This is a genomic window from Achromobacter pulmonis, assembly GCF_002885955.2.
GTDB classification, from domain to species: Bacteria; Pseudomonadota; Gammaproteobacteria; order Burkholderiales; family Burkholderiaceae_B; genus Achromobacter; species Achromobacter pulmonis_A.
On the sequence record NZ_POQS01000001.1, the window covers coordinates 149,783 to 163,408 of the forward strand.

Annotated in this window: 10 protein-coding genes and 1 pseudogene; all 11 read left to right on the forward strand. The window is 67.8% G+C overall.

Annotated elements, in window-relative coordinates; all coding sequences use genetic code 11:
- Positions 1-15: 15 nt before the first annotated feature.
- The 11 genes and pseudogenes from C1I89_RS00690 to C1I89_RS35055 all read left to right on the forward strand — a co-directional run bounded on the left by C1I89_RS00690 (position 16) and on the right by C1I89_RS35055 (position 13,545).
- Positions 16-1,500 (forward strand): flagellar hook-basal body complex protein, encoded by a 1,485-nt coding sequence (locus C1I89_RS00690; RefSeq protein WP_102770902.1) that lies wholly within the window; start codon positions 16-18, stop codon positions 1,498-1,500.
- A gap of 162 nt (positions 1,501-1,662) precedes the next feature.
- The gene (locus tag C1I89_RS00695; RefSeq protein WP_102770903.1) at positions 1,663-2,427 is read left to right on the forward strand and encodes a flagellar basal body rod protein FlgF; all 765 of its coding nucleotides are present in this window, start codon (positions 1,663-1,665) and stop codon (positions 2,425-2,427) included.
- A gap of 70 nt (positions 2,428-2,497) precedes the next feature.
- Entirely contained in the window at positions 2,498-3,283 is a 786-nt protein-coding gene (flgG, locus tag C1I89_RS00700) for a flagellar basal-body rod protein FlgG (protein ID WP_102770904.1), read from the forward strand.
- Positions 3,283-3,972 carry a flagellar basal body L-ring protein FlgH gene (locus C1I89_RS00705; protein ID WP_102770905.1) on the forward strand — a complete coding sequence of 230 codons (690 nt, stop codon included), beginning with the start codon at positions 3,283-3,285 and terminating at the stop codon, positions 3,970-3,972. The genes flgG and C1I89_RS00705 overlap by 1 nt, the downstream gene beginning before the upstream one ends.
- 32 nt (positions 3,973-4,004) lie before the next feature.
- Positions 4,005-5,129, forward strand: a complete 1,125-nt coding sequence (locus tag C1I89_RS00710) for a flagellar basal body P-ring protein FlgI (protein WP_102770906.1) — start codon at positions 4,005-4,007, stop codon at positions 5,127-5,129.
- 5 nt (positions 5,130-5,134) lie between these two features.
- Entirely contained in the window at positions 5,135-6,112 is a 978-nt protein-coding gene (gene flgJ / locus C1I89_RS00715; protein ID WP_102770907.1) for a flagellar assembly peptidoglycan hydrolase FlgJ, read from the forward strand.
- 73 nt (positions 6,113-6,185) lie between these two features.
- Entirely contained in the window at positions 6,186-7,853 is a 1,668-nt protein-coding gene (gene flgK, locus C1I89_RS00720) for a flagellar hook-associated protein FlgK (protein WP_102770908.1), read from the forward strand.
- A 42-nt stretch (positions 7,854-7,895) separates the two neighbouring features.
- Entirely contained in the window at positions 7,896-9,140 is a 1,245-nt protein-coding gene (flgL, locus tag C1I89_RS00725) for a flagellar hook-associated protein FlgL (protein WP_102770909.1), read from the forward strand.
- A 138-nt stretch (positions 9,141-9,278) separates the two neighbouring features.
- Positions 9,279-11,156: a methyl-accepting chemotaxis protein gene (locus tag C1I89_RS00730; protein WP_102770910.1), complete on the forward strand. Its 1,878-nt coding sequence runs from the start codon at positions 9,279-9,281 to the stop codon at positions 11,154-11,156.
- 87 nt (positions 11,157-11,243) lie between these two features.
- Positions 11,244-13,068 (forward strand): annotated as a pseudogene (locus tag C1I89_RS00735) (methyl-accepting chemotaxis protein).
- A 9-nt stretch (positions 13,069-13,077) separates the two neighbouring features.
- Positions 13,078-13,545, forward strand: coding sequence for a hypothetical protein (locus tag C1I89_RS35055; RefSeq protein ID WP_111825286.1), 468 nt, complete (start codon positions 13,078-13,080; stop codon positions 13,543-13,545).
- The last annotated feature ends 81 nt before the right edge of the window (positions 13,546-13,626 follow it).

Below are 13,626 nucleotides of genomic sequence, written 5' to 3' on the forward strand. Positions count from 1 at the left end.
TTAGCGAGAGAAAACATGGGCTTCGGACAAGGATTGAGCGGCTTGAACGCCGCGGCGCAGAACCTGGACGTGATCGGCAACAACATCGCCAACTCGGGCACCGTCGGCTTCAAGTCGTCGGCCGCCTCGTTCGCGGACGTCTACGCCAGTTCGCGCGTCGGCCTGGGCGTGAAGGTCGCCGGCATCAGCCAGCGCTTCACGGTGGGCACGGTCAACGGCGGCGGCGGTGAATACGACATCGCCATCGACGGCGCCAAGGGCATGTTCCGCGTCACCGACCAGAGCGGCGCGGTCATGTACACCCGCAACGGCGAATTCCTGGTCGACAAGAACAACTTCATCGTCAACGCCCAGGGCTACCGCCTGACCGGCTACCCGGCCGGCGCGGTCGGCGCCAACCCGGTCGAGCTGCAGCTGCCCACCGCCAACGTGGCGCCCAAGGCGACTGGTTCGAGCACCACCGTGGCCAACCTGGACGCCAACGCCAAGGTGGTTTACCAGACGGATACGGAGACTGCAGGCCCCGTGCCGGGCAAGGTCAGGCTAGGGGGGGTGGATTACACGTTCACGCGCGACGACAACGGCGACGCCAAGCTGGTCGACGCCAACGGGGACCCGGCGCCTGCCGGCCCCGTGACCGAAGGCTCGACCACGATCACCATCGGCGCGGGCGGCGTGGTTACCCAAAACCAAGACCTGTCCGCCATTCCCGGTTTCGAGGAATACACCGCGGCGGTCATCGAACCCGGCCGCCCGTTCGACCCGACGATCTCCAGCAGCTACACCAGCGCCTCGCCCATGACCGTGTACGACTCCCTGGGCAATTCGCACCAGGTGATGCAGTACTTCGTCAAGCGCCCGTCCGAAGGCGGCGCCAGCGTGTACGAGGTCTATTACACGATGGACGGCAAGGCCATGCAGCCGACCACGCAGGGCACCGACGGCGCCTGGAACAGCAACGCCACCAAGCTCACCTTCAACAACGCCGGCACGCTGACCAGCGCGCCGGTGGTGAACCTGCGCTTCGAGCAGCCCGGCGGCAACACCACGCCCGCCGATCCGCTGACGATCGCCATGAACTACACCGGCACCACCCAGTACGGCAGCGACTACAAGCTGGTCGCCAAGCCCGACGGCTACAGCTCCGGCGAATTCAGCGGCATCAACATCGGCGGCGACGGCAGCCTGGTGGCCAGCTACACCAACGGCCAGACCCAGGTGGTCGGCACCATCGTGCTGGCGGACTTCTCGAACCTGCAGGGCCTGCAGCCGGTGGGCAACAACGCCTGGACCGAAACCGCCGCTTCCGGCCAGCCCATCCTGGGCCAGCCGGGCACCAACGGCATGTCCACGGTGGTGGGCCAGGCGACGGAATCGTCCAACGTCGACATGAGCAAGGAACTGGTCAACATGATCATCGCGCAGCGCACCTACCAGGCGAACTCGCAGACGATCAAGACCCAGGACGAAATCATGCAGGTGCTCATGAATCTCAAGTAGAGCCCACCCCCGGAGCGCCTGCGGCGCTTCCCCCTCAAGGGGGCGCGCCTGCGGACCGGCGGAGCCGGATCCGCGGCGCCCTGCTCGGGGAGGCCGGCGCAGGGCGGGGAACAGGTTGCGGCGCGGCGAACGCGTGCTGCTGGACCACCGACGGAACAGGAAATGGATCGGATTATCTACACCGCGATGAATGGCGCGGCGCGCATCACGGAGCATCAGGCCGTGCTGTCGAACAATATGGCCAACGTGAACACCCCGGGTTTTCGCGAGCAGATCGCGCTGTACCGGTCGGTGCCGGTCGCCGACGGGGTCAGCCTGCCCACGCGCGTGTCGACGGTGGCTTCGACGCCGGGCAACAGTTTCCAGATGGGAACCATGCAGACCACCGGCCGCGACCTGGACGTGGCGCTGGCCGACGAGCGCGGCTGGCTGGCGGTGCAGACGCCGCAGGGCGAGGCCTATACTCGGGCCGGCAGCCTGCAGGTCGGCGTCAACGGACTGTTGCAGACCTCGCTGGGCCAGCCGGTGCTGTCGGACCAGGGCGGGCCCATCGACGTGCCCGACCAGGCCGCGCTGACGATCACCTCGGACGGCACGATCACCGCGATCGGCGCGGGCGACGCGCCCAACAATATCCTCAACCTGGGCCGGCTCAAGCTGGTGAACCCGCCGCGCGAGCAGCTGGTGCATGGCGACGACGGCGTGTTCCGCCGGGCGCCGGTCGACGGCCAGCCCGCGCCGCCGCTGCCGGCCGATCCCAGCCTGCGGCTGCTGGCCGGGGTGCTCGAGGGCAGCAACACCAATCCGATGGCGGCGATGGTCGGCATGATCGCCAACGCCCGCCGTTTCGAGCAGCAGATGCAGGTGATCCAGCAGTCCGACCGCAACGCCGAGCGCGCCAACGGCATTCTGTCGATAAGCGCCTGACCCGGCGCCCGATTCAAAACCAATACCCAATACGCGCGCGGCCGGGCCGCGCCACCAGGAGTACTACATCATGATGCGTTCGCTGTGGATCGCCAAGACGGGCCTGGAAGGTCAGCAGACCTCCATGGACGTGATTTCCAACAACCTGGCCAACGTCTCGACCAACGGCTTCAAGCGCGGCCGCGCGGTGTTCCAGGACCTCATGTACCAGACGCTGCGCCAGCCCGGCGCCCAGGTCGGCGACGCCACCCAGCTGCCCTCCGGGCTGCAGCTGGGCACCGGCGCGCGCGTGGCCGCGACCGAGCGCATCCACACCACGGGCAACCTGAACAACACCGGCAGCGAAATGGACGTGGCCATCAACGGCCGCGGCTTCCTGCAGGTGGAGCTGCCCGACGGCACCCAGGCCTACACCCGCGACGGTGCGCTGCAGCGCGACCAGAACGGCCAGCTGACCACCGTCAGCGGCTACGTGATCCAGCCGCCCATCAACGTGCCCGACAACGCCCTGTCCATCACCATCGGCAACGATGGCATGGTCTCGGTGACCCAGCCGGGCGCGGCCGGCGTCAACGTGCAGATCGGGCAGCTGCAGATCGCCACGTTCATCAATCCCACCGGCCTGCAGAGCATCGGCGAGAACCTGTACCTGGAAACCGATTCCTCGGGTCCGGCCAACCTGCTGCAGCCGGGCGTGGACGGCGCCGGCTCCATCATGCAGAACTACGTCGAAACCTCCAACGTCAACGTCGCCGAAGAGCTGGTCAACATGATCACCACGCAGCGCGCCTACGAAATGAACAGCAAGGCCGTCAAGACGTCGGATGAAATGCTGGCCCGCCTGACCCAACTGTGATGTCCATCTCCGTCCTGCGCCTGGCGAGCGTCGCGGCCCTGGCCACGCTGGTGGCCGGCTGCGCCATGATTCCGCCCGAACCCATCGTGACCGGGCCGACCACGGCCGTGCCGCCGGCGCCGCCCATGCCCGCGGCGCAACCCACGGGCTCGATCTACCAGCCCACCGCCTACGGCAACTATCCGCTGTTCGAGGACCGCCGTCCGCGCAACGTCGGAGACATCGTCACCATCGTGCTCAACGAGAAGACGAACGCCTCCAAGAACGTCGCCACCAACACCAATCGCAGCGGCAGCGCCACGCTGGGCATCGCCGCCGCGCCGTCGTTCATGGACAGCTGGGCCAACGCCAACCTGAATACCGACGCCAAGGGCGGCAACGTGTTGCAGGGCAAGGGCGACAGCACGGCCAACAACGCCTTCACCGGCACCATCACCACCACGGTGGTGGGCGTGATGTCCAACGGCAACCTGCAGGTGGCCGGCGAGAAGCAGATCGCCATCAACCGCGGCAGCGAGTACGTGCGCTTCTCGGGCGTGGTGGACCCGCGCTCGATCACCGGCACCAACACCGTGTCGTCCACCCAGGTGGCCGACGCCCGCATCGAATACCGCAGCAAGGGCGTCATGGACGAAGTCCAGACCATGGGCTGGCTGCAACGCTTTTTCCTGATGGCATCGCCGTTCTAATGTTTTATGCGCGGGCGCTTTGGACAACTGAAATGAAGCATTCCATCTTCTTCCGCCTGCTGGCGCACGTCTGCGTCGCCGCCGGCCTGTTGGCCGGGACCGGCGCGGCGCAGGCCGAGCGGCTCAAGGACCTGGCCTCGATCCAGGGCGTGCGCGGCAACCAGCTGATCGGCTACGGCCTGGTCGTGGGCCTGGACGGCAGCGGCGACCAGGTGCGCCAGACGCCGTTCACGCAGCAGAGCCTGACCAATATGCTGTCCCAGCTCGGCATCACCGTGCCGGCCGGCAGCAATATGCAGCTCAAGAACGTGGCGGCCGTGATGGTCACGGCGACCTTGCCGGCGTTCGCGCGGCCCGGCCAGACGCTGGACGTGGTGGTGTCCTCGATGGGCAACGCCAAGAGCCTGCGCGGCGGCACGCTGCTGATGACGCCGCTCAAGGGCGCCGACAGCCAGGTCTACGCCATCGCCCAGGGCAACATCCTGGTGGGCGGCGCGGGCGCGTCGGCCGGCGGCTCCAGCGTGCAGATCAACCAGTTGAACGGCGGGCGCATCAGCGCCGGCGCCATCGTCGAGCGCGGCGTGCCCACCACGTTCGCGCGCGACGGCTACATCCACGTCGAACTGAACAACACCGATTTCGGCACGGCCCAGAACGTGGCGGCGGCGCTGAACAAGAAGTTCGGCCAGGGCACGGCCACGGCGCTGGACGGGCGCGTCGTGCAGGTGCGCACCCCGATGGAGCAGGCCTCGCAGGCGCGCTTCCTGTCGCTGGTGGAAGACCTGCAGGTTACGCGCGCGCCCACGGTGGCCAAGGTCATCATCAACGCCCGCACCGGCTCAGTGGTCATGAACCGCACGGTCATGATCGAAGAGGCTGCGGTGGCGCACGGCAACCTGTCGGTCATCATCAACCGCCAGAACCAGGTGTCGCAGCCCGACACCCCGTTCACCGAAGGGCAGACGGTGGTGGTGCCCAACACCCAGATCGAAGTGCGCCAGGAAAACGGCTCGCTGCAGCGCGTGCGCACCAGCGCCAACCTGGCCGACGTAGTCAAGGGCCTGAACGCCCTGGGCGCCACGCCGCAGGACCTGCTGTCCATCCTGCAGGCCATGAAGTCGGCCGGCGCGCTGCGCGCCGAACTGGAAATCATCTGACGGCCATGGCATACACGCATGACGCGGCGCGCGGCGCCCAACGCCAGGATTCGGTCTTCGACCTGGGCCGGCTGTCGGACCTGAAGCGCGAGGTCAAGACCGATCCGGCCGGCACCGACCAGCAGAAGCAGGTGGCCAGGCAGTTCGAGGCCCTGTTCCTGCAGATGATGCTCAAGCGCATGCGCGAGGCCACGCCCAAGGAGGGCCTGTTCGATTCGCAGCAGACGCAGATGCTGCAGTCCATGGCCGACGAGCAGCTGGCGCTGCACCTGGCTTCGCCCGGGATCGGCCTGTCGGCGGCCATCCTGGCGCAGATGCAGGAAGGCAAGCCGGGCGAGCTGCCGGCCCAGTCGGTCGAACGGCTGGGGCAGGGCGGCGGACTGGATTTCCGCAGCGGCAACTCGCGCGAGGTGTCGGCGCTGCTCAACGTGATGCGCAACAACCGCCCGAGCGACCGGGCGCTGGCGGCCGCCGAGGGCGCGCCCGATCACGTGGTGGATTTCGTCTCCAGGATGTCGCGCGCGGCCAACCTGGCCGCGCAGCAAAGCGGGGTGCCGGCGCGCCTCATCATGGGCCAGGCGGCGCTGGAATCCGGCTGGGGCAAGCGCGAGATCAAGTTCGACGACGGCAGCACCAGCTACAACCTGTTCGGCATCAAGGCCGGCGCCAGCTGGAAGGGCAAGGTGGTGCACGTGCTCACCACGGAGTACGAGAACGGCGTGGCCAAAAAGGTGACGCAACCCTTCCGCGCCTACGCCTCCTACGAGGAGTCGTTCGCCGACTACGCCCGCCTGATCGGCAACAGCCCGCGCTACGAGGCCGTGACGCAGGCGCGCAACGAGATCGAGGCCGCCCGCAAGATCCAGGACGCCGGCTACGCCACCGATCCGCAGTACGCCCAGAAGCTGATCGGCGTGATGGGCCAGCTGCGGGGCGCGGCGTCCAGGGTGGAAATTTCCCGCCAGATGTTGGAAGGACTCTAAATTCGGACCATCTGCTGCCGTTAATGGAGTATCCAGACATATCGGTTGCGGTTAAACACGGGGCATTGTCAGTATGAATTTGTATAACTCGGCGTTGGGCGGGCTGAACGCAGCCCAGGCAGGTTTGGCCACCACCAGCCACAACATCAACAATGCCACCACGGCCGGCTACAACCGCCAGCGCGTCATGACCTCCACGGCCGGCGCCCAGGCCACCAGCAACGGCTTCATCGGCCGCGGCGTGCAGGTCGACACCGTCGTGCGCAGCTACGACAGCTTCCTGTACCGGCAGCTCGTCGGCGCGCAGGGCAGCGGCGCCCAGCTGCAGGCCCAGTTCGACCAGGTCTCGCAGATCAACAACCTGTTCGCCGACCGCACCGTCGGCATCGCGCCGGGGCTGAACAACTTCTTCACCAGCATGAACATGGTCGCCAGCAAGCCGGGCGATCCGGCCGCGCGCGCCGACCTGCTGGGCAAGGCCAACAGCCTGGCCACGCAGATCCGTTCGGCCTACACCGAGATGCAGAACCAGCGCGTCGGGCTGAACACGCAGATCACCACCACGGTGGAGCAGGTCAACAGCTACCTGGCCCGCATCGACGACCTGAACACCCAGATTTCGCTGGCTTCGGGCAAGGCCGGCGGCAGCCCCCCGAACGACCTGCTGGACCAGCGCGACCTGGCCGTGATGGAGCTGAACCAGCTGGTCGGCATCACCACGTACCAGCAGGGCGACAAGATCAATATTTCGCTGGCCAACGGCGGCCAGGCGCTGCTGTCGGGCAACACCATCTATCCCCTGCAGGCCGTGGCCTCGTCCAAGGACGCCGGCCGCACGGTGCTGGCCTATACCCTGCCGGCCGGCGCGGGCAAGACGGTCGCCGTCGAACTCGACGACAGCGAGGTCACCGGCGGCAAGCTGGGCGGCCTGCTGCAGTTCCGCAGCCAGTCGCTGGACGTGATGCAGAACCAGCTGGGCCAGATGGCGGTCGGGCTGGCGCTGTCGTTCAACGCGCAGCACCGTCAGGGCCTGGACCAGAACGGCAACCCCGGCGGCGACTTCTTCGGCATCAGCGATCCGCAGGGCGTGCCCAACGCCCAGAACAAGAGCAACGCCCAGATCTCGGGAAAATTCACGAACCTGGACAACATCAACGCCAAGGACTACGAGATCTCGTTCGACGGCGCGAATTACCGGGTACTGCGCCAGCCGGAAGGCACGCAGGTCTATAACGGCCCGGCCAGCGGCACGCCGCCCACGCTCAACCTGGAAAAGGAAATGGGCGTGACGCTGACCATCAGCGAGCCGCCGCGCGCCGGCGACAAATGGACGCTGTCGCCCACCCGCGACGCGGCCCGCGACATCGAAGTGCTGATCCGCGATCCGGAAAAGATCGCCGCGGCCGACGCCGAGGGCGGCGACGCCAACGGCAAGAACGCGCTCAAGCTCGCCCAGCTCGAAAACGCCAAGGTGCTGGGCCACGGCACCATGAGCACCACCGACATGTTCGCCCAGGTGGTCAACACCGTGGGCGTGCAGACCGCGCAGATCAAGGCCGCCGCCACGGCGCAGGGCAACCTGATCAAGCAGGCCACGGCCGCCCAGCAGGCGGTGTCGGGCGTGAACCTGAACGAGGAATACGTCAGCCTGTCGCTGTACCAGGAACAGTACCAGGCCAGCGCCCGCATCATCGACGTGGCCAGCACCATATTCGACACCTTGCTGGGCCTGCGCGGTTGAGCGCTTGGTTGTGATGAATAAACAGATTTTCGGAGTTGCGCCATGCGCCTGAGCACCTCGATGATGTACACCAACGGCCTGAACGGAATTCTGGGCCAGGAATCCGACATGAACCGGCTGGTCGAGCAGATCGGCAGCGGCCGCAAGAACCTGACCCCGGCCGACGACCCGCTGGCGGCCTCGCTGGCCATCGGCGTGGCGCAGACGCAAAGCATGAACGCGGCCTACGCCATGAACCGCCAGACCGCCAACACCTATCTGGGCCAGGAAAGCAACACCCTGGACGCGGTCACCAACGCGCTGCAAGAGGCCCGCACCCGCATCATTCAGGCCGGCGGCGTGCTGTCCGACAGCGACCGGCAGGCGCTTTCGACCGCGCTCAAGAGCACGCGCGAGGCGCTGCTGGGGCTGGCCAACGCCACCGACGGCAACGGCCAGTACCTGTTCTCGGGCAACGACGGCACCAAGGCGCCCTACGCCAAGGACACCTCGGGCAAGATTTCCTATAGCGGCTCGGTCGGCGAGCGCACCGTGCAGGTCGACCAGAGCCGCCAGATTTCCACCAGCGACCTGGGCAAGGACATCTTCGGCCGCGCCAACCCCGGCTCGCAGGCCTATGTGGCCTCGGCCGGCCAGGACAACGCCGGCACGGCGGAGTTCGGCTCGGTCTCGGTGACCCCGGGCAGCGCGAACCTGGCCCGGAAGTATTCGGTCGAGTTCGTGACCGATAACGCTACCGGCGAACTGGGCTACCGCGTCACCGCGACGGCGGCCGACGGCACCGAGCAGGTGGTGCCGGATCTCTCGCAGCCGCCGACCCCTTACGTGGACGGCGCGACCATCGATTTCGGCGGCGTGTCCACCTCGATCAAGGGCACGCCGGCCGTCGGCGACGTGATCGAGGTCGAGAACGTCCAGTCGGCCGACATGGACGTGTTCGCCACCCTGGACAACCTGATCGCGGCGCTGGACGCGCCCAGCGCCGGCGACCCGGTGGCGACGGCCAGGCTGAACAACGCGCTGGCCACGGCCAACAAGAAACTGGCTTCCAACTACGACAACGTGCTGACGGTGAACGCTTCCGTGGGCGCGCGCATGAACGAGCTGGAAGCCCTGGATGCGAGCGGCACGCAGAAAGGACTGTCGTACGCCAAATCGCTGTCGGACCTGGAAGACCTGGATTATTACCAGGGCGCCAGCCAGCTCGCGTTGCGCCAGGTGGCGCTGCAGGCGGCCTCGGCGGCCTTCATGACCATCCAGGGTTCGAGCCTGTTCAGCCGCAATTGACGCCGCGGCGTAGCGCAACGCGCGCCTCTGGGCGCGCCATAGCGTGCACGCGGACGCCGCCGGCCCGGGCCGGGGCGTCCGTGTTCATGTGCAGGGTAGGAAACAGTCGGTTCATGTAGCTCAACACTCGGAAGTCCCATGCTTGTCAATCTGAAAGTCCGCACCTGCATCATCCTAGTGCTGCTGCTGTTCACGGCGGCCATGTTCATCTCCAACGGCGTGGCGTGGCTGGGGCTGGATTCGAGCAACCAGAAGATGGTGCAGGTCAATAGCGCCTATTCCACGCAGGCCCTGCAGCTCGACCGCGCCTACACCTTGCTGCTGCGCGGCCGGCTGCTGCTGGCGAACTCCCTGCTGGACATGCAGCAGGGCAAGACCGAGCAGGCGGGCTCCCAGGCGCAGCGCGCGCAGGTCCAGATGCAGGAGGGCGCCAAGGCGCTGGAGGCCTACCGCAAGGCGCCGGCCATGCCGGGCGCCGAGGCGCTCAACGCCAAGCTGGACGCCGCCTTCCGGCAGTTCGACGACATCTCCAAGCGCCAGGCCGCGGCCCTGGCGGCGATGGAGGTGCAGACATTCCTGGACCTCAACGACGCCGGCGGCGCCGCCAATACGGCGCTGCGCGAAGCGGTGGGCGCGGTCCAGGACTTCGTGGACAAGTCCACCGACAAGCTGGTGGAAGAGGCCGAGGCCGAACACGCGGCCGCGCGCGTCGTCACCATCGTCCTGCTGGCGATCGCGCTGGCGCTGTCCCTGGGCTGTTGGGTTTTCATCAACCGCACGGTGCTGCGTCCGCTGCGCGAGGCCGGCAATCATTTCGAGAAGATCGCCGGCGGCGACTTCACCGGCCGCGTCGAAGTCCGCAGCAGCAACGAAATCGGCCAGCTGTTCGCCGCGATCAAGCGCATGCAGGAAAGCCTGACGCGCACGGTGGCCTCGGTGCGCCGTGGCGTGGACGAGATCAACGTGGGCTCGCGCGAGATCTCGGCGGGCAACACCGACCTGTCCAGCCGCACGGAAGAGCAGGCCGCCTCGCTGGAAGAAACCGCGGCGTCCATGGAAGAGCTGGCTTCGACGGTCAAGCAGAACGCCGACAACGCGCGCCAGGCCAACCAGCTGGCGGCCAGCGCTTCCGAAGTGGCCGAGCGCGGCGGCGCGGCGGTGTCGGAAGTGGTCGGCACCATGGAGCAGATTTCGGCCAGTTCGCGCAAGATTTCCGAAATCGTTTCGGTGATCGACGGCATTGCGTTCCAGACCAACATCCTGGCGCTGAACGCCGCGGTGGAAGCCGCGCGCGCCGGCGAGCAGGGTAAGGGCTTTGCCGTGGTGGCGGGCGAGGTGCGCGCGCTGGCACAGCGCAGCGCCCAGGCGGCCAAGGAAATCAAGGGCTTGATCGAGGATTCGGTCAGCAAGGTGGGCGCCGGTTCGCAGCAGGTGGAACGCGCGGGCGCGACCATGCAGGAGATCGTGGCCTCGGTCAAGCGCGTGACCGACATCATGGGCGAGATCTCGGCGGCGTCCGAGGAGCAGTCCAGCGGCATCGATCAGGTCAACCGCGCCGTGTCGCAGATGGACGAGGTGACGCAGCAGAACGCGGCGCTGGTCGAAGAAGCGGCGGCCGCGGCCGGTTCGCTGCAGGAACAGGCGCAGCGTCTGGCCGAAGTCGTGGCGGTGTTCAAGATCAACGCCGGCGAAGTGATCGAAGTGCCGGCCCAGCAGTTGGCGCGCGAACGCAGCGCGCCGCGCATGCCGGCGCCGCGGCCGGCCGCCGGCGACCATGCCGAGGCGGCCGAGGCGCCCGCGCAGCAGGCCGAGGCGCCCGCGCCCAAGCTGGCTGCGCTGGCGCAGGCAGAACCCAAACCCGCCGCATCCAGGCCGGCCCGGCCGGCGGCGGCCAAACCGGCCATGTCGGCCGCCCGGGCGCCGCGGCGCGCGGCCAGCCGGACGGCGAACGCCACCGACGCCAAGCCCGCCGCCCGCCGGCCGCCGCCGTCGGACGACGATTGGGAGTCTTTCTGACGGCGTAATCCGTTGCTGCTTTGACCTGTTATTTCACTTTTCGCATCGGCGGCGTCGCCGCCGGGGCGCTTACCGGAATATATCGAAGTGTTTAGCAATCTGAAGGTGCGCACGGGCCTCATGCTGGCCCAACTGGTGGTCGCCCTGGCCGCGCTTGCCGCGATCGTGCTGGGCTGGAACAGCATGCGATCGAGCAGCGAGTCGATCAACGCCCTCAATACGCTGGGCGTCCAGCAGGCGGATCTGCTCAAGGACGCCTATGCGCTGATGCTGCGCGGCACGATACGCGCCGATATCGTGGTGGGATTGCGCAATGCCGGCGATACCGCCGGCGTGGCCGAGAACACGCGCACCCTGAAGCAGCAACTGGCCGAGGCCAGGACCAAGATGGAGGCGTTCAAGGCCATTCCCAAGGTTACCGAGCAGGGCAAGGCCGCCGAGTCCGAACTGCTGTCCTCGTTCCAGCGCTTCGCCGATGCGCTGCAGGCCATGGTGCTGGCCCTGGAGCGCGGCGACATGGAGGCCTATCTCAAAGAGAAGAACACCACCGGCGCGGCCGCCAGCCAGGCATTTTCCCAACGCCTGGCCGCGTTCATGGAGAACATCAACGCCTATAGCGTGGCGGCGGTGGAGGCTGCGCGGTCCCAGTCGGCGACCATGGCCATCGTCTACCCCGTGCTGGCGGTGCTGATCCTCGTGGTGTGGCTGGCCGCGTTCCTGTTCATCAACCGGGCGGTGCTGCGCCCCTTGCGCTCGGTCAGCGAGAGCTTCGACAAGATCGCCGCGGGCGACCTGACCGTGCGGGTGGAAGCCACCTCCACCAACGAAATCGGCACGCTGATGGCGGCGGTCAAGCGCATGCAGGAAAGCCTGACGCGCACGGTGGCGGCGGTGCGTCGCGGCGTGGACGAGATCAACGTGGGCTCGCGCGAAATCTCGGCGGGCAACACGGACCTGTCCAGCCGCACCGAGCAGCAGGCGGCCTCGCTGGAAGAAACCGCCGCCTCCATGGAGCAGCTGGCTTCGACGGTCAAGCAGAACGCCGACAACGCGCGCCAGGCCAACCAGCTGGCGGCCAGCGCGTCCGACGTGGCCGAGCGCGGCGGCTCCGCGGTGTCCGAAGTGGTGGGCACGATGGAGCAGATTTCGGCCAGCTCGCGCAAGATTTCGGAAATCGTGTCGGTGATCGACGGCATCGCGTTCCAGACCAACATCCTGGCGCTGAACGCCGCGGTGGAAGCCGCGCGCGCCGGCGAACAGGGCAAGGGCTTTGCCGTGGTGGCGGGCGAGGTGCGCGCGCTGGCGCAGCGCAGCGCCCAGGCGGCCAAGGAAATCAAGGGCTTGATCGAGGATTCGGTCAGCAAGGTGGGCGCCGGTTCGCAGCAGGTGGAACGCGCGGGCGCGACCATGCAGGAGATCGTGGCCTCGGTCAAGCGCGTGACCGACATCATGGGCGAGATCTCGGCGGCGTCCGAGGAGCAGTCCAGCGGCATCGATCAGGTCAACCGCGCCGTGTCGCAGATGGACGAGGTGACGCAGCAGAACGCGGCGCTGGTCGAAGAAGCCGCGGCGGCCGCCGGCTCGCTGCAGGACCAGGCGCAGCGTCTGGCCGAAGCCGTGGCGGTGTTCAAGATCAACGCCGGCGAAGTGATCGAAGTGCCGGCCCAGCAACTGGCGCACGCACGGCCCGCGCCGCGCGTGGCCGCGCCGGCGCCCGAAGCGCCCGCGGCGCAAGCGGAGGCGCCCGTCCAGGCGGCGCCTGCCGCGCGCCTGACGCATGCGCCTCGCNGCCACGGCCACGCGCGGTCCGCGCCGGCCCGCGGCCAGCGCGGCGGCCGAAGGCAGGCCCGCGAGCAGGCCACCGGCCAGCCGGCGGACGCCGCCCGCGGACGACGACTGGGAATCTTTCTGACAGGCGGGTATGCGAGCCTATCTACACCTACTTGCGGCGGCTGTCCTGGCCGCCACGCTCGCCGGTTGCACGGCGACCGGACGCAATTTCGACCCGGACGGGCTGTCCAGCCTGAACCCGGGCCGTTCCACGCTTGCGGATGCCACGCACGCGCTGGGCGCCGCGCCCGACAAGATCTATCCGCAGCCCGACGGCAGCCTGCTGGCGCTCTGGTCGTACAAGGTCACGGTCGTCACCGACGGCCTGTACGGCCGCAAGGAAGCGCTGCTGCGCTTCGGCCCTGACGGCCGGCTGGCGAACCTCGTGGACAGCACCAATATCCTGCTCGAACCCTGGGAGCGCCGCAATCTGCTGGGGCCGGCGCCCGCGTCCGAGCCGCTGCCGGACTGGGCGCTGCCCAAGGTCGAGCCCGGAGAGTCCTACATCTACATACCCGGTCCGGGAGAATCGGCCGGATCGCGGCCGCAAGGCGGGTAACTCCGCCGGGCGGCACAGAGCGTCGCGGCGCAGACCGCGATGTCCGTCGCCCTGAATGCATGCCCTGTGTAACAGGGCATG